Origin of the sequence: Marinomonas pontica (assembly GCF_036322735.1) — a bacterium.
GTDB lineage: Bacteria > Pseudomonadota > Gammaproteobacteria > Pseudomonadales > Marinomonadaceae > Marinomonas > Marinomonas pontica.
Genome location: NZ_AP027271.1, coordinates 2,952,848 through 2,973,996 on the forward strand (window position 1 = coordinate 2,952,848; position 21,149 = coordinate 2,973,996).

The 21,149-nt window shown below is 48.2% G+C and carries 19 protein-coding genes; 8 read left to right on the plus strand and 11 right to left on the minus strand.

What is annotated here, in order from left to right:
• Positions 1 to 5 precede the first annotated feature (5 nt).
• The 3 genes from astA to astB are packed head-to-tail and all read left to right on the plus strand — an operon-like array spanning position 6 to position 3,966.
• Positions 6 to 1,061, plus strand: a complete 1,056-nt coding sequence (gene astA, locus AABA11_RS13935; RefSeq protein WP_338268856.1) for an arginine N-succinyltransferase — start codon at positions 6 to 8, stop codon at positions 1,059 to 1,061.
• Between the two features lie 27 nt (positions 1,062 to 1,088).
• Positions 1,089 to 2,561, plus strand: a complete 1,473-nt coding sequence (gene astD / locus AABA11_RS13940; RefSeq protein ID WP_338268859.1) for a succinylglutamate-semialdehyde dehydrogenase — start codon at positions 1,089 to 1,091, stop codon at positions 2,559 to 2,561.
• 58 nt (positions 2,562 to 2,619) lie between these two features.
• Positions 2,620 to 3,966, plus strand: coding sequence for an N-succinylarginine dihydrolase (gene astB, locus AABA11_RS13945; RefSeq protein WP_338268861.1), 1,347 nt, complete (start codon positions 2,620 to 2,622; stop codon positions 3,964 to 3,966).
• A gap of 358 nt (positions 3,967 to 4,324) precedes the next feature.
• Here the strand turns inward: astB and AABA11_RS13950 are convergent, their stop codons facing one another.
• From AABA11_RS13950 to cbiB, 7 genes are all read right to left on the minus strand, one after another.
• Positions 4,325 to 4,690: an endonuclease domain-containing protein gene (locus AABA11_RS13950; protein WP_338268863.1), complete on the minus strand. Its 366-nt coding sequence runs from the start codon at positions 4,688 to 4,690 to the stop codon at positions 4,325 to 4,327.
• 433 nt (positions 4,691 to 5,123) lie between these two features.
• Positions 5,124 to 5,456 carry a DUF1904 family protein gene (locus AABA11_RS13955; RefSeq protein WP_338268866.1) on the minus strand — a complete coding sequence of 111 codons (333 nt, stop codon included), beginning with the start codon at positions 5,454 to 5,456 and terminating at the stop codon, positions 5,124 to 5,126.
• 53 nt (positions 5,457 to 5,509) lie between these two features.
• Positions 5,510 to 5,917 (minus strand): DUF2914 domain-containing protein, encoded by a 408-nt coding sequence (locus tag AABA11_RS13960; protein ID WP_338268868.1) that lies wholly within the window; start codon positions 5,915 to 5,917, stop codon positions 5,510 to 5,512.
• 207 nt (positions 5,918 to 6,124) lie between these two features.
• Positions 6,125 to 6,622 carry a xanthine phosphoribosyltransferase gene (gene gpt / locus AABA11_RS13965; RefSeq protein ID WP_338268870.1) on the minus strand — a complete coding sequence of 166 codons (498 nt, stop codon included), beginning with the start codon at positions 6,620 to 6,622 and terminating at the stop codon, positions 6,125 to 6,127.
• Between the two features lie 37 nt (positions 6,623 to 6,659).
• A complete protein-coding gene (cobU, locus tag AABA11_RS13970; protein ID WP_338268872.1) occupies positions 6,660 to 7,172 on the minus strand; it encodes a bifunctional adenosylcobinamide kinase/adenosylcobinamide-phosphate guanylyltransferase in 513 nt (170 codons plus the stop codon).
• Positions 7,169 to 8,290, minus strand: a complete 1,122-nt coding sequence (locus AABA11_RS13975; RefSeq protein ID WP_338268873.1) for an aminotransferase class I/II-fold pyridoxal phosphate-dependent enzyme — start codon at positions 8,288 to 8,290, stop codon at positions 7,169 to 7,171. The genes cobU and AABA11_RS13975 overlap by 4 nt, the downstream gene beginning before the upstream one ends.
• The gene (gene cbiB / locus AABA11_RS13980; RefSeq protein ID WP_338268875.1) at positions 8,275 to 9,267 is read right to left on the minus strand and encodes an adenosylcobinamide-phosphate synthase CbiB; all 993 of its coding nucleotides are present in this window, start codon (positions 9,265 to 9,267) and stop codon (positions 8,275 to 8,277) included. The genes AABA11_RS13975 and cbiB overlap by 16 nt, the downstream gene beginning before the upstream one ends.
• Positions 9,268 to 9,353: 86 nt before the next feature.
• Between cbiB and AABA11_RS13985 the strand changes: the two genes are divergently transcribed.
• On the plus strand, positions 9,354 to 10,841 hold the full coding sequence (locus AABA11_RS13985) for a cobyric acid synthase (RefSeq protein WP_338268877.1): 1,488 nt from the start codon (positions 9,354 to 9,356) through the stop codon (positions 10,839 to 10,841).
• Positions 10,842 to 11,098: 257 nt separating this feature from the next.
• Here AABA11_RS13985 and AABA11_RS13990 read toward each other — a convergent pair whose 3' ends face one another.
• On the minus strand, positions 11,099 to 12,469 hold the full coding sequence (locus AABA11_RS13990) for an MATE family efflux transporter (RefSeq protein ID WP_338268879.1): 1,371 nt from the start codon (positions 12,467 to 12,469) through the stop codon (positions 11,099 to 11,101).
• Between the two features lie 395 nt (positions 12,470 to 12,864).
• On the opposite strand from AABA11_RS13990, the gene AABA11_RS13995 reads away from it, so the two are divergent.
• The 4 genes from AABA11_RS13995 (at position 12,865) to AABA11_RS14010 (ending at position 17,433) form a co-directional block, all read left to right on the plus strand.
• Positions 12,865 to 13,779 (plus strand): LysO family transporter, encoded by a 915-nt coding sequence (locus tag AABA11_RS13995; RefSeq protein ID WP_338268881.1) that lies wholly within the window; start codon positions 12,865 to 12,867, stop codon positions 13,777 to 13,779.
• 577 nt (positions 13,780 to 14,356) lie between these two features.
• A complete protein-coding gene (locus tag AABA11_RS14000) occupies positions 14,357 to 15,079 on the plus strand; it encodes a BamJ family beta-barrel-assembly machinery protein (RefSeq protein WP_338268883.1) in 723 nt (240 codons plus the stop codon).
• Positions 15,080 to 15,239: 160 nt separating this feature from the next.
• On the plus strand, positions 15,240 to 16,061 hold the full coding sequence (locus AABA11_RS14005) for a hypothetical protein (protein ID WP_338268885.1): 822 nt from the start codon (positions 15,240 to 15,242) through the stop codon (positions 16,059 to 16,061).
• A gap of 46 nt (positions 16,062 to 16,107) precedes the next feature.
• On the plus strand, positions 16,108 to 17,433 hold the full coding sequence (locus AABA11_RS14010; protein ID WP_338268887.1) for an O-antigen ligase family protein: 1,326 nt from the start codon (positions 16,108 to 16,110) through the stop codon (positions 17,431 to 17,433).
• Between the two features lie 46 nt (positions 17,434 to 17,479).
• Here the strand turns inward: AABA11_RS14010 and AABA11_RS14015 are convergent, their stop codons facing one another.
• The 3 genes from AABA11_RS14015 to AABA11_RS14025 form a co-directional block, all read right to left on the minus strand.
• Entirely contained in the window at positions 17,480 to 18,976 is a 1,497-nt protein-coding gene (locus AABA11_RS14015; protein WP_338268889.1) for a phosphomannomutase, read from the minus strand.
• A 15-nt stretch (positions 18,977 to 18,991) separates the two neighbouring features.
• Complete coding sequence (locus AABA11_RS14020; RefSeq protein ID WP_338268891.1) at positions 18,992 to 20,389, minus strand: mannose-1-phosphate guanylyltransferase/mannose-6-phosphate isomerase; 1,398 nt, start codon at positions 20,387 to 20,389, stop codon at positions 18,992 to 18,994.
• A gap of 304 nt (positions 20,390 to 20,693) precedes the next feature.
• Complete coding sequence (locus tag AABA11_RS14025; protein WP_338268893.1) at positions 20,694 to 21,137, minus strand: hypothetical protein; 444 nt, start codon at positions 21,135 to 21,137, stop codon at positions 20,694 to 20,696.
• Positions 21,138 to 21,149: the final 12 nt, after the last annotated feature.

The window sequence follows — 21,149 nt, forward strand, 5'->3', positions numbered from 1 at the left end:
TCATCATGATGGTCATACGCCCTATTTGTCAAAATGACCTGAAGTCACTGTACCGACTTGCAGAAAAAACAGGGGTTGGTTTTACCTCCTTGGTGTCTGACGAGGCCATTCTTCAGAAAAAAATCGATGGTGCGGTACGTTCTTTTAACAAAGAAAATGTCACCGCGCCTCACAATGAAGACTATTTGATGGTGCTAGAAGACACGACAACAGGTGACATTGTTGGCACCTGCGGCATCTTGGCCACCGTTGGTTTAGACGAGCCATTCTACAGCTACCACTTAGGCACCATTACTCACGCTTCCCGTGAGCTTGGCGTACACAATGCGGTTCCAACGCTGATTCTAAACAACGACTTCACTGGATTCAGCGAGATTTGTACCCTGTTTTTAGAAGAAGACTACCGTCATTCCAAAAATGGCCAGCTGCTGTCCAAAGCTCGCTTTATGTTCATGGCACAATTTCCAGAACGCTTCACCGAAAAAGTCTTTGCTGAAATGCGTGGTGTCAGTAACGAAGACGGTGTTTCGCCACTTTGGGAAAGCCTGGGTCGCCATTTTTTCTCTATCGACTTCAAAGAAGCCGACGAACTGACTTCCCAAGGCAACAAGCAGTTTATTGCGGAACTCATGCCGAACAACCCTGTGTACGTAAACTTGCTACCAAAAGAAGCAAGAGATGTTCTGGGACAAGTGCATAAAAACACCGTGCCAGCGCGCCGTCTTTTAGAACAAGAAGGCTTCCGCTACGAAAACTACGTCGATATTTTTGACGGTGGCCCAAGCCTAGAAGCGCGCGTACAAGACATTCGCGCGGTTCGCGACAGCCGCTTGTGCTTAGCCAATATTGGCCAGCCAAAAGGCGTGAGCGCCAACCTGAACGAAGGCAATTACTACCTCGTATCCAATGCGAAAGTGGCTGACTTCCGCTGCATACTGATCCAGCGTTCTATTCCGCCAGGCAGCGCCATGACATTAACGCAAGAAGAAGCCGACAGTCTTTGCATCACCAATAAAGAACCGGTGCGCATTGTCGAACTGTCACCTTACTCAAGACATTAATTTAGGCGTCACAAAAGAGGAACCAGCATGAAACAAGCACATTATATCAATGGACAATGGTTACAAGGTGAAGGCTCAGCGTTCAGCTCGATCGATCCTGCGGACGCCACGTTGGTTTGGCAGGCTAATGCCGCCAGTGCGGCGCAAGTTGACCTTGCAATTAATGCGGCTCGAAACGCATTCCCAAGCTGGGCCAATCGCCCGTTGGAAGAGCGCATCGCCATCATTGAACAGTTTGCAGCTTTGCTAAAAGAACACAGCGAAGACATTGCAACGACCATCAGCCGCGAAACAGGCAAACCGATTTGGGAAACCCGAACCGAAGCCGCGGCCATGATTGGCAAAGTCACTATTTCACAGCAGGCTTACCACGAAAGAACCGGTGAAAAAACCACCCCTATGCCAGGCGCAACAGCGCGTTTGCGTCATCGTCCACATGGTGTCGTTGCGGTATTTGGGCCATACAACTTCCCAGGGCATTTACCCAATGGCCACATTGTGCCCGCCCTAATTGCAGGCAATACCGTGGTGTTCAAACCCAGTGAACAAGCTCCTGCTACCTCCGATCTTATTCTTCAACTGTGGGAAAAAGCAGGCTTGCCAGCGGGCGTACTCAACATGATTCAGGGCGAGCGCGACACTGGCGTTGCATTGGCAAATCATCCAGGTATTGATGGCTTGTTCTTCACCGGTAGCCCTCAAGTCGGTCACATATTACACAAAGACTTCGCCGGTCATCCGGGCAAAATTTTGGCCTTAGAAATGGGCGGCAACAACCCATTGTTGGTATCAGAAAAAGTGGCTGATCAACGCGCTGCGGTTCATGAGATCATCCAGTCAGCGTTTGTCTCAGCAGGACAACGTTGCACTTGCGCACGTCGCTTATTAGTACCAAAAGGCGCGATGGGCGATGCCATATTGCACACACTGATTAACGCAACAAAAGCCCTTAAAATCGACCGTTACGACGCCAGCGAACAGCCGTTTATGGGGCCAATCGTTTCAGCACAGGCGGCAGACGGTTTAATGCAAGCGTACCAAAAACTCATCGCCCTAGGCGCAGAGCCGTTATTGGAAATGACGCGCGGTGACAGCAAAACAGGCTTTGTCACGCCAGGCATTATCGACGCCACCAGCATGCTAGATACACTGCCAGACCAAGAATATTTTGGCCCTTTGTTGACCGTGATTCGCTACGACTCACTCGAACAAGCCATGGCCATCGCAAACCACACCCAATTTGGTTTATCTGCAGGCATATTGTCCGACGATGCCGCCGAGTACGAATGGTTTTTGCAACACAGCCGAGCAGGCATTATTAACTGGAACCGCCAAACAACCGGCGCCTCCAGCAACGCGCCGTTTGGTGGCACTGGCGCCAGTGGCAACCACAGAGCGAGCGCTTACTACGCCGCCGACTATTGCGCGTACCCAGTGGCCAGCATCGAGGCAGATAGCCTAACCATGCCAGAAAAATTAGGACCAGGATTGACGCTGTAAAGCAGCGTCTTCTGCACACTTCCCCCCTTGCAACAATGAAATAGACATCGAGGACATCATGAACAAAGCGACAGAAGCCAATTTTGATGGCTTAGTGGGCCCAACCCACAACTACAGCGGCCTATCTTTTGGTAACGTCGCGTCATTGAATAACTCAGCCCGTCCATCCAACCCCAAAGCCGCCGCAAAACAGGGCTTGGTAAAAATGAAGGCCTTGGCTGATATGGGGTTCGTACAAGGCGTTCTTGCGCCCCATGAACGTCCACATATCCCGACATTACGAAAACTGGGCTTTACAGGCAGCGATGCAGACATCCTAGCAAGCGCAGCGAAACACGCACCAAAGTTATTGGCGGCGGTAAGCTCTGCGTCTTGCATGTGGACGGCCAACGCCGCCACCGTCTCACCCAGCGGAGATACGCATGACCAACGCGTGCATTTTTCACCCGCCAACTTGGTCAACAAATTTCACCGCTCCATCGAACACGAAACCACTGGAGCGATACTACAAGCGACCTTCAACGACGAAAAACATTTCGCTCATCACCCTGCGCTACCTAGCGTTGACCATTTTGGCGATGAAGGCGCCGCCAACCATACTCGCTTCTGCGACCAATATGGCGAGCAAGGCATCGAATTTTTCGTATATGGAATGGAAGCTTTCAACAGCAACGCTCCTCGCCCTGCGAAATTTCCGGCTCGCCACACGCTAGAAGCCTCGCAAGCGGTTGCCCGTCGCCACGGCTTAACTGCAAACCAAGTGGTTTACGCCCAACAAAACCCCGACGTGATCGACGCCGGCGTTTTCCATAACGACGTCATCGCCGTAGGAAATCGCAACGCACACTTTTATCACCAAGAAGCCTTCTTAGACACCACTAAAATGAAGCAAGACCTGCTTACCGCGTGGGGAGACAGAGCGTCTCAATTCCACCTAATTGAAGTGCCAAGCAATGCAGTATCCGTACAAGACTGCATTCAGTCTTACCTGTTTAACAGCCAATTGCTCAGCCGTGGTGATAACGACATGGTGCTTGTTGTGCCGGGTGAATGTGAAAACAACCCAGCCGTGTGGGCGTACTTGAACAGCCTAGTGTCGGGACAATCACCGATCAACGAAGTCAAAGTCTTCGACCTAAAACAAAGCATGAGCAACGGCGGCGGCCCTGCTTGCCTTCGTCTTCGCGTCGCCTTAACCGAAGCAGAACAACACGCCATCAACCCATCAACACTCATGAATGACGTGCTTTTTGAACGCTTAAACCACTGGGTCGACAAACACTACCGCGACGAACTGCATGAAAAAGACCTTGCCGACCCACAGTTACTCATCGAAAGCCGCAACGCATTAGATGAACTAACGCACATACTAAACCTAGGCAACGTCTACGAATTTCAGCGTTAAAACGACACCCCCTCCCTAGCCCTCCCCTTGAAGATAAGGGGAGGGAACAGTAACTCGGTATCCTAGCCCCTCCCTTGTGTCTTGAAGGGGTGGGAATGGCAACTCGGTATCCTAGCCCCTCCCTTGTGTCTTGAAGGGGTGGGAATGGCAACTCGGTATCCTAGCCCCTCCCCCTTGTGTCTTGAAGGAGTGGGAATGGCAACTCGGTGTACTAGCCCCTCCCCCTTGTGTCTTGAAGGAGTGGGAATGGCAACTCGGTGTACTAGCCCCTCCCCCTTGTGTCTTGAAGGGGTGGGAATGGCAACTCGGTGTACTAGCCCCTCCCCCTTGTGTCTTGAAGGGGGAGGCTGGGAGGGGGTTATTTTGTTGGTTGGGTACTCTGTAGAACCACCTCTAATACAGAGCCTAGATTTTCAAGGATGTCTTGATTGGTGAAGCGCATTACTTGAAGTCCCAGAGATCTCATAAAATCATCACGCTTTCGGTCGTAAACCTGAGTGTCTAGGTTGTAATGACTATCACCATCAATCTCGATGACTAGACGCTTTTCAGGGCAATAAAAATCTACTATGTAAGGACCAATTCCATGCTGTCTTCGAAATTTCATTCCAAGTTGACGCCCCCTGATATGGCGCCATAATCGCCGTTCGGGTTCTGGCATAGTTTCTCGTAAGTTCACTCTAAAATAATGGTTTTTTTTCAGATTAAATATTCGTTCGCTCATTCCGTAAGCCTTTGAAAATAAAGTAACAACCCCTCCCTAACCCTCCCCTTGAAGATAAGGGGAGGGAACAGTAACTCGGTATCCTAGCCCATCCCTTGTGTCTTGAAGAAGAGACAACAACCCCTCCCTAACCCTCCTCCTTGAAGATAAGGGGAGGGAACAGTTACTCGGTATCCTAGCCCTTACTTTATATCACGACGAGGTGGGATGGTAACTCGGTGTCCTAGCCCCTCCCCCTTGTGTCTTGAAGGGGGAGGCTGGGAGGGGGTTATTTTGTTGGTTGGGTACATTCACGCCCGCTCACTCCGTAAGCCTTTGACAATAAATTAACAACCCCTCCCTAACCCTCCCCTTGAAGATAAGGGGAGGGAACAGTTACTCCGCGCTCTAGTGCTTTCCCCTTCTTTCAAGCATGAGCTTGGAGGGTTTCCGATTAAAAATGCTCGCCATTCTCATAGTAATCCTTGCCTTGCAAGTCTCTAAACAACACGGTGATGTCTTGTCCGCTGTCGACTAAAGGTCTAACCAGTTCTTCGATCAATAACGCGACTTTGCGTTTGACGTCGTCGCCTCGGTCAAACCATAAAATTTCAATGAAGGGATACGCAGGAGAAGCCCCACCCACGGCAAGGTAGGTGGTGGCTTGGAATTCCAAGGTGAAATGTGAGTTTGGCGTGTCCGTAATTTCCGCCAAGTTTTCAATGAGAGTATCAGCGATCGACTCTAGTTCGTCAAACGCCAACCCTCGTACACGTAAATGAGGCATAAAAAATCCTTACTCAAGTCAGAAAAATAAACCACGAGAGCATGCCTGATTTTCTAACCTTCATCTACATAATCAAATGAATAGGTGGCAACAACATTGCCATCTTGCACTACGTCAACGCTCCATTTTCCGTCAAAGCCAGGCATGAGGCGTTTGCTAGACCATACTCGCCAGCGGTCGCCGCCGATATCAAAATCCACATTCGCTTGTTCTTCGCCATCCAGTTTCCAACGATGAACGACTTGGCTGCCAGACATGTCTCGCAAATCGGTGAAGAAATACACGCGCTGAATTTCCCCGTATTCCACTTTCACCATGCTACCAATGTTGTCGATGGGTTCACGGTCAATGACGTCGGTGGTGAATTGCGCGCGTGCTACAGTGCCTTCAGCAAAAGCCGGCAGTATGGTCGCGAACGACAAAAAACCAGCCAAAGCAACTCGGGTTAGCGTTTGCCACATATTGAAATCCTATTATGATGATTGAGTCTTTTGCTCACAACTCAGAGCAAATCGGTAAAAGCATTAGCGTTTAAAAAGGTCTAGCCATAACGTTAGCTGATAAAGGTGTAAAAGAAACGAGAGTTTTGTGAAATTTTGCAATATCTCTCGTTTCTTTTGTTTAGAACCATAGCGTTAATGTGAGCGTAGAAAAGACAAAAACGGGGATTACTTGCCTTGACGATCTGCCAATGGCGTGGAAAAGGTGTATTCCATATCCCATGGAAAACGAATCCATGTGTCTTGGCTGACTTCGGTAATAAACGTATCCACCAATGGTTTTCCGGCGGGTTTTGCATAAATCGTCGCGAAGTGTGCTTTTGGCAACATTTCACGAACTTTGGCTGCTGTTCGCCCCGTATCCACCAGGTCGTCTACCAAAATAAAGCCTTCACCGTCGCCTTCCACGCCTTTTAACACGTTTAAGTCGCCTTGTTTCATGGCGCCCTCACCTGTTTCACCTTCGCTGTAACTGACGATACAAATCGTATCGATCAAACGAATGTCCATTTCACGGCACAAAATAGCGGCGGGCACCAAACCACCTCGAGTAATGGCAATAATGCCTTTCCAAGGGCCTTGTTCCAGCAAGCGCCAAGACAAAGCGCGGGCATTTCGGTGCAGCTCTTCCCAAGAAACAGGGAAATCTTTTGAATAAGGGGTCATCAACGCTCCTACGCTTTTCGCGAATAGAAATACAATATTAGGATTTTAGCGGTAGAGGCAGCCCTGCCGCAACAAAAGTTACCCGATCGGTCAATTTAGCTAACGCCTGATTCATCATGCCCAATTCATCGCCAAATCGACGCGCCAAGGCATTCATCGGCATAATCCCTAAACCCACTTCACTCGACACCAATACCAAGTCACCCTGGAAGCTCGCGACAGCATCAAGCAAAGCCTGCTTTTCTTGCGCGAACCGTTCTTCGTCTTCCAAACACAATAGGTTCGTCATCCACAAGCTAAAACATTCAACAATCACCGCTTGCTGAGGATAATTCAGCAAATCCAATACGTCAGCGAGCGCCAAGGGCTCCTCGATCAATCGCCACGACGAAGGTCGGCGCGCCTGATGCAGCTGCACCCGCGTGGCCATTTCGTCATCCCATATCTGAGACGTAGCCACGTAGCACACCGCTTTATGACTGTCTGCGATTTGCGCTTCCGCAAAGGCACTTTTGCCGCTACGAACCCCCCCTAAAACCAGATGCTTCATGCTAGCTGCCCTCTTGAAAAGCCCTGCGTTTGGCTTCCTGCCGTTTTTAACAAACGAATCAACGCACTGTTTAAGGCATCCATTTCATCCAACGCTGGCAACGCAACGCGAATCCAACCTTCCCCTAACCGTGTGTGAATGCCGACATGGTGCAGCATCTCAAATACGCGCCCAGCGTCGTCCTCACTGTCGAGATACCAGGTAATAAACAAGGGATTCAACACACTGTCTTGGGAATCAAAAATAGTATTGAACTTGGGCATAATGCGTTCAACAAACGCTGTTTGGCGCACCTGTAACGCCAGTAACGCCTGCGCCTGCCAGGATACATCGGCCAATGCCAAACGCACCAAATGCAAGCTCGCAGTCGACACTGGCCACGGCCCCATTAGGTTACTTAAAGCAAGCTGCCAACGTGGCGCACAGAACGCAAAACCCACACGCGCACCGGCTAAGCCAAAAAACTTCCCGACCGAGCGCAATACAAATACCGCCTCGCTCCATGGTGCCGCTTGATAATGAAACAACACACTGCGTTCTGGGCAAGGGTCAATAAACGCCTCATCCACCACCAAACAACCGCCGGTTTCTTCCGCATGAGCAATCAGTGTTGACAATATCTCGGATGCAACCCATTCACCCGTTGGATTATTGGGATGTATCACCACAGCGGCTGCCCAATCTTGCACCAGCAAATCCGTTAAATCATCGTAATAGACAACCTCATAGCCCCATTTTTTCCAAGAAAAAGCGTGTTCCTGATAACCGATTCTTGGCACACAAACGGTGGTACTGTCTGTCTCTTGGTACTCGCGCAACAACGGCGGCAAAGACTCAATAATATGCTGTGACCCAGCGCCAACGACACTTGGGCGGCGCGAAAAATAGCGCTCGGCTTCATCCAACAACGCCGCTTGGTCTGGCAAGTTCATCCACAATTCCGGCGCGATGCTGGGAACAGGCCAAGGCTCGCGGTTACAGGCAGACGACAAATCCAGCCAATTCAATGCATCATTGCCCACCTTACGCTGCCAATAGGCCAAATCACCGCCATGCTTCGGCGCTGTAAGCGCCAAGTTCACCGCTGTTTTACCTGAATGCATCACACCAGCAGACATATCACCGCTCCCCATAAACACACACTTTTATCCACCAGCAAAATCGCTTCCTTTAAATGCTTTACCTGCGGCTTGTCGCCTTCGCCCAAAATCGGGCGGCTTTCTGTCTTACCGAAGTACACCGCCTCGCCGCCTAACTGAACGCCTAACGCGCCAGCACCAGCCGCCATAACTGGCCCCGCATTAGGGCTTTTCCAACGCGCCGAAGGTTGGCGAGCACTGCGCAAAGCACGATGCCACTGACCGCACGCAGCATAGCTATACACCACCAATCGTGCCGGAACATAATTCAGCACATCATCAAAACGCGCCGCAAACCAGCCAAAATACAACAGCGATGGCGTTTTGTAGCCCCACATGGCGTCTAACGTATTGGCAAGTCGGTACAAAAGTACGCCCGGCGCTCCCAAGAGCAAGAACCAAAAAATCGGCGCAAATATCGCATCACTGCCATTTTCCAACACCGACTCAATGCCCGCTTTTGCCACCGCCGATTCATCTAAGTTCTGCGTGTCACGGCTGACGATATAACTCACCGCAAGACGGGCTTCATCCAGCTTTTCATTCGTCAACGGCCTAGAAGACAAAGGCTGATAAATCGCCAAGGCATGCTCGCGCAAACTTTGCCATCCAATCGCAAAATACAGCACCAACACCGTCAGTATGTTGTCCAAAAACGTGGGCAATACCCAAAGCAGCACCCATAAAATCAACCCCCAAGGCATCACAGCCAGACACCATGCGAGCACGCCCGTCGAACGTTGTCGACTCGCACTCGCCTCTAAAGGCCGCTGACAATATTGTCGACACAGATCCACCCAACGGCCAAACCAAACCAAAGGGTGCCAACTTTTGGGCTCACCCAGCAGCCGATCCAGCACCAATGCTGCCACCAGCATCCAACCCGTTGCCGATATCCAACTCACAAGGCCAACAAGAAAGCCACCCAAAACACTGTCTAAATTAAAAGGGATCATAAATAAAGGTCGTTTTTTCACTTAACAAGGTGAACAGGTAAGGTAGAATTCTACCATCGAATTGATTTAAAGCGTGATGAACCTGAATGACAGCGTTTAGTTTAATGATACAAGGCACCACTTCCGATGCGGGAAAAAGCACATTGGTCACCGCACTTTGCCGTTTACTGGCGCGACGCGGGATTCAAGTGGCACCTTTCAAGCCGCAAAACATGGCATTAAACAGCGCCGTCACCCACGATGGCAACGAAATTGGCCGTGCGCAAGCCGTACAAGCCTACGCAGCAGGGCTCGCCCCCCATGTGGACATGAACCCCATTCTGCTCAAACCCAACACAGACACAGGTGCGCAAGTCATCATCCAAGGCAAAGCCGTGGGCAACATGAACGCCGTTGGCTATCACGAATACAAAAACATCGCCAAAGTCGCCGCATTGGATTCTTACCATCGTTTGGCCGAACAGTATCAAGCCGTCATCATTGAAGGCGCAGGCAGCCCAGCGGAAATCAATTTACGCGCGCGCGACATCGCCAACATGGGCTTTGCTGAAAGCATCGATTGTCCGGTGATTATCATCGCCGACATCGACAAAGGCGGCGTGTTTGCCCATCTTGTTGGCACATTAGATTTACTCAGCCAAAGTGAGCAAGACCGTGTGATTGGCTTTGTCATCAACCGCTTTCGTGGCGACATCAGCCTATTACAATCTGGCTTAGATTGGCTGGAAGAACGCACTGGCAAACCCGTTTTAGGCGTACTGCCCTTTTTAAAAGGCTTTCATCTAGAATCCGAAGACGCCGTAACCAAAAGCCCAATAAAAACCGACACCAACGCCACGCTAAACATCGTCATCCCCATCATGCCACGCACCAGCAACCACACCGACTGGGACGCGTTACGCCTTCACCCTGATGTCCAAGTGACTCTTGTTGGCGCCAACGAAACCATTCCGCCCGCCGACCTAGTAATCTTACCCGGCAGCAAAAGCGTGCAAAGCGACCTCGCCTTCTTACGCCAAGAAGGCTGGCAAGACTATTTGAAAAAACACCTAAGATACGGCGGAAAAGTCATCGGGATTTGTGGCGGCTACCAAATGCTTGGCGAACAACTGCGAGACCCATTAGGACTGGAAAACCAACACGCCAACACGAACGCGCCTGGCTTCGGCTTGATCCCAATGGAAACCGTGCTAGAAAAAGACAAACAGCTAAAACAACGCCAAGGAACCCTCGCCTTCACCACCAAATCAACCGACGTAACAGGCTATGAGATTCACTCTGGCGTATCGCGCTTTTCCCAAAACGTGATGCACTTCTCCGCACTAGAAAATGGTGAAAAAGAAGGCTATGTTTCCGACGACAACCAAATCATCGGCACTTACCTACACGGCGTCTTTGACCACCCAGACGCCCTACACGCCCTACTCAACTGGGCCGGCGTTGACCACGCCGCCACCTTCGACTACGACCAATACCGCAACAGCGAAATCGACCGCCTCGCCGACAGCGCCGAACAACACATCAACATCGATGCGTTAATCAAAACATGCCGAGCATTTCAGAAGAGTAACTAGCCCCTCCACCTACTAAGGGGGAGGTTGGGAGGGGGTCAAAATCTTAGCCCCTCCCCCTGCTAAGGGGGAGGTTGGGAGGGGGTCAACAAAGCTAACAAACCCCATCCTAACCTTCCCCTTGAAGATAAGGGGAAGGAACAAAAAACGTACTGGCTCCTCCCCCTGCCAAGGGGGAGGCTGGGAGGGGGTCAAAAAAGCTAACAACCCCATCCAAACCTTCCCCTTGAAGATAAGGGGAAGGGACAAAAATTACATAACTACGCCACTTCCCTTGGGGAAGCAATACGCTTGCCTTCATAACGCGCCACCACAATCCGAAAACGCAGAATCAGTATTGTCGCTAATAGCGTAAGCCCAGCACCTAAGCCGATATAAAAGCCTCGCAGTGACAAGGTTTCTGCCCAAGGGCTGTAATGAGACAACCAAAAGCCAAACGGAATACTCAGACCAAATAAAGACACCGCAAAGGCGATCATGCTGGAACGCGTATCACGAAAGCCCCGCAACGCTCCTGTAAAAACTGTTTGCAGCATATCAGGAAATTGATAACAGGAAGAAATCAATAAGATGCTCGCCGCCAATGCGACCACTTCCGCATTGTTGCTGTAAATATACGGAATCTGGTTATGGAAGACCTGCGTGATAATAAAGCACATACTGACATAAGAAAGGCCCAACAATACAATCACACGAATGCGTTTTCTCACGCCATCAACACCCTCTTTGGACATGGCTTTCGCAACAACAATGGCCGTGACCGCACTCATCGCCATCATAGGAGTAAACAAGAAGGACGTATAAGACATAACGATCTGACCACCGCCCAATGCGAGATCACCAAAAGACGAAATCAGCCACGTCATTGAAGAAAACAAGCCCACTTCAAACGCAAAAGCAAAGCCGGCTGGCGCACCGACATTCAGCAAGATGGAAAATTTACGGGTATAACGCCACACCAAACGCGTAAACAAAGGCGATTTATTGAAGAATCGGTCATACACAAAAAACAGCGACACGGCCAAATACAAAGACAACGCCGACGCCAACGCCGCGCCTTTTGCGCCCAATTCCGGAAAGCCAAACTTGCCGAAAATCAGCACATAGTTGAATAAAATATTCAGCACCAAACCAAAGCTCGCCACAAACAAAGGAAAGCCCGGACGGCCAGCGGCTTCAAACAAATTTTTGTACGCCGTCATTAACGCCAACATAGGCAGCGCCGGCGCAAAGATATACAAATACGACACAGAGACTTGTCTCGTTTCTTCTTCCGTGGCCATCAATGCTGCGAAGTGAGGCAATAAAAGAACAACGATCAAACTGGCCAACACACCAAGCCCAACCGACAACCCAACAGCCTGCGACATATACAAGTTCACCAGCTTTGGTTGTCTACCGTGTAAATGACGCGTCACCAAGGGCGTAATACCAAACGTCACCCCAATCAAGAAACACCCTACAGGCAACCACAGACTAGACGCCAAGCCAACGGCCGCCAGATGCAAGGCACTGTAATGCCCCAACATAATGGTATCGACCACGCTGATCGACAGCTCCAAGGTCATCGTCAACACCATAGGAAACAACAAATGCAGAATCTCTCTTAACACAGGAAAACGCTTAACCACACTTCACCGCCAACTATCCATAGAAAACACCAAAAAACAGCCGAGCAATCTAACACCCTTCACCCAACATTGCACCGTTAGTCAGCCTTATTTTGCTTCCTATACGGCAGCACCAAAGCCCTAGCCCCTCCCCCTGCTAAGGGGGAGGCTGGGAGGGGGGCAAAATGCTAACAACCCCATCCTAACCTTCCCCTTGAAGATAAGGGGAAGGAACAAAAATGCTTAGCTCCTCCCCCTGCTAAGGGGGAGGCTGGGAGGGGGTCAAAAGCCACTTCTCTTGGGACCGTGATCCGACATTTACCTGAAACACAAAAACCAAACTTGTATTTACAACCTAATACCGAGAAAATGCCGCTCCACTCTTTATTAGACAAAACAGGGAAGAAAGCTTTTACATGACCATTCTCACCACACTTGGCCCTTTATTAATCGCCCTACTCTTTGGTTACTGGGTCAACATCCGCGTCTTTACACCCACTCGCGTAGCAAAAGGCTTAGAGCAGCTGGTATACCTAATATTAGGACTAATAGGCTTCAGCCTTGGCGCATTGGACAATCTTGCCGAAAAACTGTTTATTGCCGGTTACCAAGCCATTGTGTTCTTTGTGCTGATCAGTGCTTTAAGCTTAGCGGGGTTATATGTAAGCGGCCTGCGCTTTGGGGGCACACACGCCGACAGCTTGGCGCAAGGCCCATCAGACAGCAAAAGTCATGCATTAATAGACGCCGCTAAAACCCTTGCTTGGGTGATTGGGGGCGTCATCGTCGGCTTACTTGCCAAAGACTGGCTAACCGGTGTTGATGAAATGGTCACGGGGTTGTTATATGTCTTATTGTTTTTAATTGGTTGCCAACTTCGCCAAGGCAATCACCGCCTGCGCAAACTCTTCTTGAACACTCAAGGCGTCATTATCGCCCTAGTGACTATCTTCACTACGTTACTGGCAGGTTGGATTGGCAGCTTTGTATTAGGTCTAAGTTGGAACCAAGGGCTTGCGGTCGTCTCAGGCTTCGGCTGGTACAGCTTGTCTGGCATTTTAATTACCGGCCTAGGCGACCCTGTACTCGGCACCACCGCCTTCTTGCTCGACCTAGGACGCGAGATCTTGGCACTCATGCTGATCCCATTTTTAGCACGTCTAAACAGCCATATGTCCGTCGGCTATTCCGGCGCCACCGCCATGGATTTCACCTTACCCATGTTAGGCAAGTTTCATGGCGCGCAAATCGTCCCTGTTTGCATCGCCAGCGGCTTCATCATGAGCATCCTAGTGCCCATACTCATTCCGTTGTTTATGGGAATAAGTTAAAAAACACGTCCTTTTCGCGTTTGTAGGTCGGCCTTTAGGCCGTCAAAAAGTCGATGACACCAAACCAAAAACCTTGACGCGCTAAACCACGACCTACACCAAACAAATGACCTGTAGGTCGGCCTTCATCAGTCGACAGTCAACAAACCGTAAAGACCGCAATACAAACAAACCTGCTTTCGCAAACACCGTCATGCTTTTGTAAAAGCGATTGTCAGGCAAAAGAACAGAGGATTACTCTCATTATACGTCTTGTGCTTTGTGGAAACGTTCTTAGGAATTGACGTTTCTGGGAACAAAAAAGATCTTTTGGAACTCAAACAAAGTGTGCAGGTGAAGGGGTCGCTTTGGTAACGTACGAACATAAGATTGGCATAAACCGCCTCGCTTGTGTTAGAACAGTTATGTTACAAAGAAACGACGGATCTGATTTTGCAAAGCACAAGGCGTATATCATGGTTACTGCTTTGTTTTCGCCTCAACATGTGCGGTTCTATAAGCGTATGCGAATCGAGCTCCGTCTTAATGCTTTACATCACAAAATGATAAACCCACAAATAATGGAACATTTTTCCTTATGAAAAAAATAGTTATGAAAAAGACTCTTATTGCGGCGCTGGTTATGTCCTCCGTTTCTTTTGCGTACGCAGCAGATGACAGTGCAATCAAATTAGACACAAAAGAACAACGTCTAGGCTACAGTATCGGAACCATGTTTGGTTCACGCATGTCACAAGATTTCTCTGAACTAGATATGAAAACCTTTATGGCAGGCTTCCAAGATTCCTTTGCAGGAAAAGAAGGCAAAATGACCATGGATGAAGTCACCAAGACCATCCAATCCTACCAGCAAGAGCAAATGGAAAAAGTCCAAGCAGAGCAAGAAAAAGCCGCTGAAGAAGCCAAAGCTACTTCTGCTGCATGGTTGAAAGAGAAAGAAGCCGAAGACGGCGTGAAGAAGACCGAATCAGGTTTGCTGTATAAAGTCATCACAGAAGGCAAAGGCGACAAGCCAAGCGCCACAGACACCGTTAAAGTCGACTACGAAGGCAGCCTAACAGACGGCACCGTATTCGACAGCTCGTACAAACGCGGCGAAGCCATCACCTTCCCACTAAACGGCGTTATTCCTGGCTGGACAGAAGGTCTACAACTTATGTCGGTTGGCTCTAAATACGAACTGTACATCCCATCAGACCTAGCCTACGGCCCTGGTGGCACAGGTCCTATCCCACCGCATGCCGCACTGAAGTTTGTTGTGGAACTGCATGGTATTGAAGAGAAAGAAGACGCGAAATAAGTCCATATTTTCTTCAAAAAAACCGCTTCATTTTTCATGAAGCGGTTTTTTTGTTTAGAAGCATTTGACTACTATATAAAGCTATTGATGTGAGATATCCCTTGATAGACAATACCCCATCATAAAAAAACTCAGAACTTGAATCGAAAAGGAAAAAGCGTTGAAGCTTAAAGAGTATATCCCCGCTATGAAAGCCGCCTACAGGCTGAAAAGAGTACCTCTGCAAACGCTTAAAGCGAACACAGACAAGCTTCTACCTTTAATAGTCACACTCACTTCGATTCCATCACGATTAAACATTATCGATTTAACGATTCGCAGTTTATTAAACCAAACCACCAAACCCCAGAAAATACTACTCTGGTTAAACGAAGATTTACGCCATCAAATACCCAAAAAACTCACCGAACTTGAAGGCGACATTTTCGAGATCCGCTATCAAAAAGAACTCACCTGCTCCCACAGAAAACTCATTTATTCACTGCTCGAATTTCCAGAAACCACGTTAGTAACCTGTGATGATGACCTTATTTATACAAGCACTTGGTTAGAATCGCTTTATAAAGAACACCAACAACACCCTAACAGCGTTATTGCTAATGAATGCCGCATGATTTGTTATGATGCCGATGGCGAATTGCTTCCTTATAAACAGTGGAAAATGCAAAAAGACGCCAACATTGCAGACCCAAAGTTGCTGCCAATAGGGTATGGCGGAGTATTGTATCCTGCTCACGCTTTGCATCCAGATGCAACGAATCAGGAACTCTTTCTAAAACTCACGCCAAAAGCAGACGATCTGTGGTTTAAAATGATGTCCTTTTTACAAGGGACAGAAGTTAGAAGATCATCGATGCCATCGCCCAAACCCACCCCCATCGCAGGGTCACAAAAAATTTCCCTGAAAAAAACCAACGTCAGACAAGACGGTAATAGAGAACAATGGCAAGCGTTGAGCGATCACTACAACGTAAAACTATAACGCCATACTCAAACCCCAACGTGCCTTATTAACAAAGAGAAAATAGATGCTGTCCTCAGCCATAAAAAACTTTTTTAAGCGTGAAACGCCAGATGAACAACCAACGTGGTTAATCATGCTCGGTATTGTCTCTATCGTTATCTATGCATTTTCACGAACAGGGTTTATGGAGCTTGCAAGTATTGCATCAACAATAGCAACACTGACGGGCCTCTGGGGTCTATATAAATATGGCAAAATAGTAAACAGTCACATTCTCTTTCGGTTTCTATGGATTGCTATCATAATTCAGTTAATTTCATGGGCCTTATCTCAATTAATCACTCCTGAATGGGCTGAAGACATTCCTAAGCTCGATAAGATAACACGCTGGTTTGTCTTTATCCCATTAGCATGGTGGATTGCTCAATACAAAAATGCTATTTGGTTTGTTTGGGGTAGTGCGGCACTGGGGGTTCTTGTATCGCCTTGGGTCACTGGTGATGGTCTAAATGAAATTATTCAAGGCATTAATGGACAAAGGATCGATTTCGGAATCCGTAATGCTCAACATACTGCGTTATATTTTGGGTCAATTCTCGTCGGACTATGTTGCTTTGCAAAACCACTCTATAAGAAATATAAATTATCCATCATCCCTATCACCTTTCTAATTATTTATTGTTTATTAGTAATCTATGTCAATGAGTCACGACAAGCTTGGCTAGCCCTTATTGTCACTTTACTTGCCATGTCTACCTATTTAGTCATTAAACAATTAAAAAAATCATCAAAAAAACAACAATTAGCGGTGATAAGTATATTCTTCATTGGACTAGCCTCGTTAACTAGCATGCTTATAAACAATGAAAAAATAGTCGATAGAGTAATGGCTGAGAAGGAAGCTATATCAGCGGTTATTGCATTAGATTTTAACAATGTTCCTTACTCTAGTTTTGGCGTTCGACTTCACTCCTGGATGGCTGCTACGGACTTTATTAAAGAAAAGCCTTTTTTTGGCTGGGGTAGCAATGGCAAGTCATTAGTCATGTCACATTCCGAGTCACTCCCTGAATGGGTTAGAAACGGCTTTGGACACTTACATAATACCTACCTCGAAATATTAGTAAATTACGGTATTATAGGGTTACTTTTTTACTTTTCTATATGGATAGTAATAGGAAAAACATTGTTAACTGAAATAAAATCAGAAAGAATAGAAAAAGAATTTGGCTATATATTCGCTTCAATGTTTTTTTTCTGGACGGTGATGAACTGCTTTGAATCCTATCAAAATTTTTGGACAGGTGTGTTTTATTACAATATATTTATGGCCGGTATAGTAGCCACAGTTTGGCAAAGTGAACTAGCAACTATCAGTAAAGAAAACTAATACAGTTACCAATTAGAAAGCAGTAACTACGTTGTGGTTTCGTTATCTATAATCTAGTAGAAGAAATAATTTCAGAAAGCCAAAAGAAAGCACAATCAATAATGCCTTTAGCAAAACTGTCATTTCTACTCTCCACATAACACCTCAATTCAGGTGCATTACCAGACGGCCGTAAGTGAACAATATCTCCACTATTGAGTGTCATACGAAGCCCATCTGTTTCATCAATGGCAACCACGTCAAGAACTTCCCCTTCAGGCTGAATCACTGACAACAGCTCAGTTTGTTTAGCCTTGCTGGCTTTGATATCGGCTATAAGCTGTTTACTGACGTCTGTTGGAATGTCTTTAATACGATCACTGGCAGTGAATCGCGCGGGAAACTCGGCGGTCAATTGGCTGATTGGGCGAGCCTGTTCAAACGACATGGCCAATACAATCAAGGCTGGCAAGACAGAGTCTCGTGTTGGTAAAGCGTGTAATACTTGATTATTAACAACAAAGTCGGCACCGACCAAAAAGCCACCATTGGCTTCATAGCCAACAACTCTGGCATCTGGGGATTGTTGCAACAGATCCTCCATACCAGCAATGACATAAGGCGAGCCAATTCTCGTTCTCATCGAGATTCGTTCTGGGCTTTGCAGTGTCCCTCTCAACTCAAGCACCGTATTTACATTGACAGGCGCCGCCACATGAGTGGCGTGTAAATAATCCGCACACAGCACGCCCAGAATATCCCCACGTAGCCACTCGCCTTTTTCATTGGCAATCAGCGGGCGATCGCCGTCACCATCGGTCGAGATAATGGCATCCAACGTGTGTTCTTTAGACCAAGCCAAGCCTTTCTGCACATCGTCTTCTGATACCGCTTCCGTATCGATCGGCACAAACGCCTCTGTGCGTTCAAGTGATATAACGTCGGCACCAAAATGCGCTAATAATTCTTTAACCACATCTCGCGCCACACTAGAGTGTTCATACACACCAATACGCTTGCCTTGCAACATAGTCGACGGAAAAAGCGCGGTGTAACGTTGTTTAAAAAGCTCAATAGCAGCAGCATCAACACTCGGCAAAACATATTGAGCAACGTGCTCTGACACCGTCTCAGGGATGTCAACACAGCCCTCTAAGATAGACGCTTCATCGGCTTTACTGATCTCACCGTCCGGGCGGTAGAACTTAATACCATTACGATCAAACGGAATATGACTGCCCGTAATCATCACAGCGGGCATGTTATTTTGCATGGCATAAAACGCCAACGCCGGCGTTGGCAACGCACCACAAAACACAATGTCTGTACCGAATGACTCACTCGCAAGCAAACAGGCTTTGGCAATCTCAGGACTACTTGGGCGTAAATCAATCCCTATCGCTACACGTTTAGCGGATGGGCAAACGGATTGCAAAAACGACCGAACAAAAGCGAAACACAACGCCGGCGTTAAATCCTTGACCAAACCACGCACACCGCTGGTACCAAAAGCGACACCTAACTCATCACTCAGTTGCTTTACCTGTCTCTTACTCGTCATCATCCTATTTATTCTTCCTTAACGGCCGTAGCGATCACTAAAACGTACAATATCGTCTTCACCCAAATAGCTGCCTGACTGCACTTCCACCAGTTCTAAAGGAATCTTGCCTGGGTTTTCCAAAGCATGAACCACACCAACAGGTATATAAGTAGATTCGTTCTCGGTCAGCAGTATTTCACGATCACCGTTCTGCACCTTCGCCGTACCCGATACCACCACCCAATGCTCAGCACGATGATGATGCATCTGCACGCTTAACTTCTCGCCGGGCTTCACCATAATGCGCTTCACTTGATGGCGACCGCCAAGATCCACCGTCTGATACGTACCCCAAGGGCGATGCACCGTCGTGTGATACATGTGTTCTTCACGGCCTTCGGCTTGAATACGCTTGACGATCTTCTTCACATCTTGGGCGTTGTTTTTGTCCATTACCAACACCGCGTCCGCCGTTTCAACCACCACCAAGTCTTGCACACCGACAGCGGCAACCAAGCGCGACTCAGAACGAATCAAACAATTCGTCGAACCTTCCGCCATCACATCGCCAAGCAAAACATTGTTATCAGCGTCTTTGTCGGCGTAATCGTACAGCGCATCCCACGCACCAATGTCACTCCAGTCGCCTACATAAGGCACCACCTTCGCTTTTTTCGTTGGCTCCATGACCGCATAATCAATCGACTCTTCTGGACACGCAGAAAACAATTCCGCGTCAATACGCACGAAGTCCAAATCCTCAGAACGATTTTCATAGGCGTTTGACACCGCACTGTAAATATCGTCACGGTGTGCCTTCAGTTCGGACAGAAAAGCCGATGCTTTAAACAAAAACATCCCACTGTTCCACAAATAGTCACCCGACGCCAGATACGCCTGGGCGGTTGTCAAATTGGGTTTTTCAACAAACTCAGCAACCGCAAAATCCTCACCCGCACGAATATAACCATAGCCCGTTTCAGGGCGAGTCGGCTGCACACCAAACGTCACCAAGGCATCCTGTTTGGCCAACTCTGCCGCTTGCGAAATCGCCTTTTCAAACGCCGCAACATCACGAATCACATGATCCGCAGGCAACACCAACATCAACGCATCATCCGATTCACTGCGCAACGCTTCCAACGCCGCCAAAGCAATCGCAGGCGCCGTGTTTCGCCCTTTAGGCTCTAAAACAATACGGGATTTTGTCACACCGATAGACAGCAACTGCTGCGCAATCAAAAAGCGATGGTCTTCATTACACACCACAATAGGATCCGCCACGTCCAACGACGCGGTTCTTAGCAAGGTTTGTTGTAAAAGACTGAGTTCCTTATCCACCAAAGGCAAACATTGCTTAGCGAAAAATTCGCGTGATAATGGCCATAAACGACTGCCTACACCACCTGACAAAATAACGGGAATAATATCCACAACAAACCAACGCCAACAACGAAATAATTCGCCGAGTCTATCAAAACTCAAGAATAAGAAATATAAAAACGCGGAAATGAAGGAAAAATAAAGGAGCTAAACCAAATCACCTGTAGGTCAGATGAGCCGAGGCACGAGGCGTGATCTGACAATTCCCTCCCCTTATCTTCAAGGGTTAAGGAGGGGTTAAAACTACCAAACCTGTAGGTCGGCCTTCAGGCCGTCAAAAACCTCATCACACAAAACCAAGCCCTTGACGCGCTAAAGCACGACCTACGTTTTGGTTGATGCGGGATGGCGAACATCAATGAAAAATGTCTTCTATTTTCTCGGCGAAGAGGAGTCGTTCAGACCATTCCAGTAGGGTGTCAGCATCGGCTTTTTCAATCCGCTCACGGTAAGCCGCCACCACGTCAACACCGTATTTGCGTGCCATCAATCGCAGCATTATGGCCGCTTCACCCTGCTGCATTCCCTGCTGCATTCCTTGTTGCATTCCTTTTTCAATTCCAAAACGCTCTGCACTGGTGACGTAAGGCATTTTTTTAGACTCCTCTAGTTGATATACCGATTCTAAGAACTGACGTTCTAAAACGTCTGGTAAACGTATCATCCAATCAATAACCCGGAACAGTTCTAATATAACATCACGTTCATAACCCCGCTCGTACATTAATTGCACAAGCTGAAACTTCCACGCTTGTCGCTCTTCGGCTCTTTTACTGCTTTTGGCACGAAGTTGCGCCATCACCACCAAGGC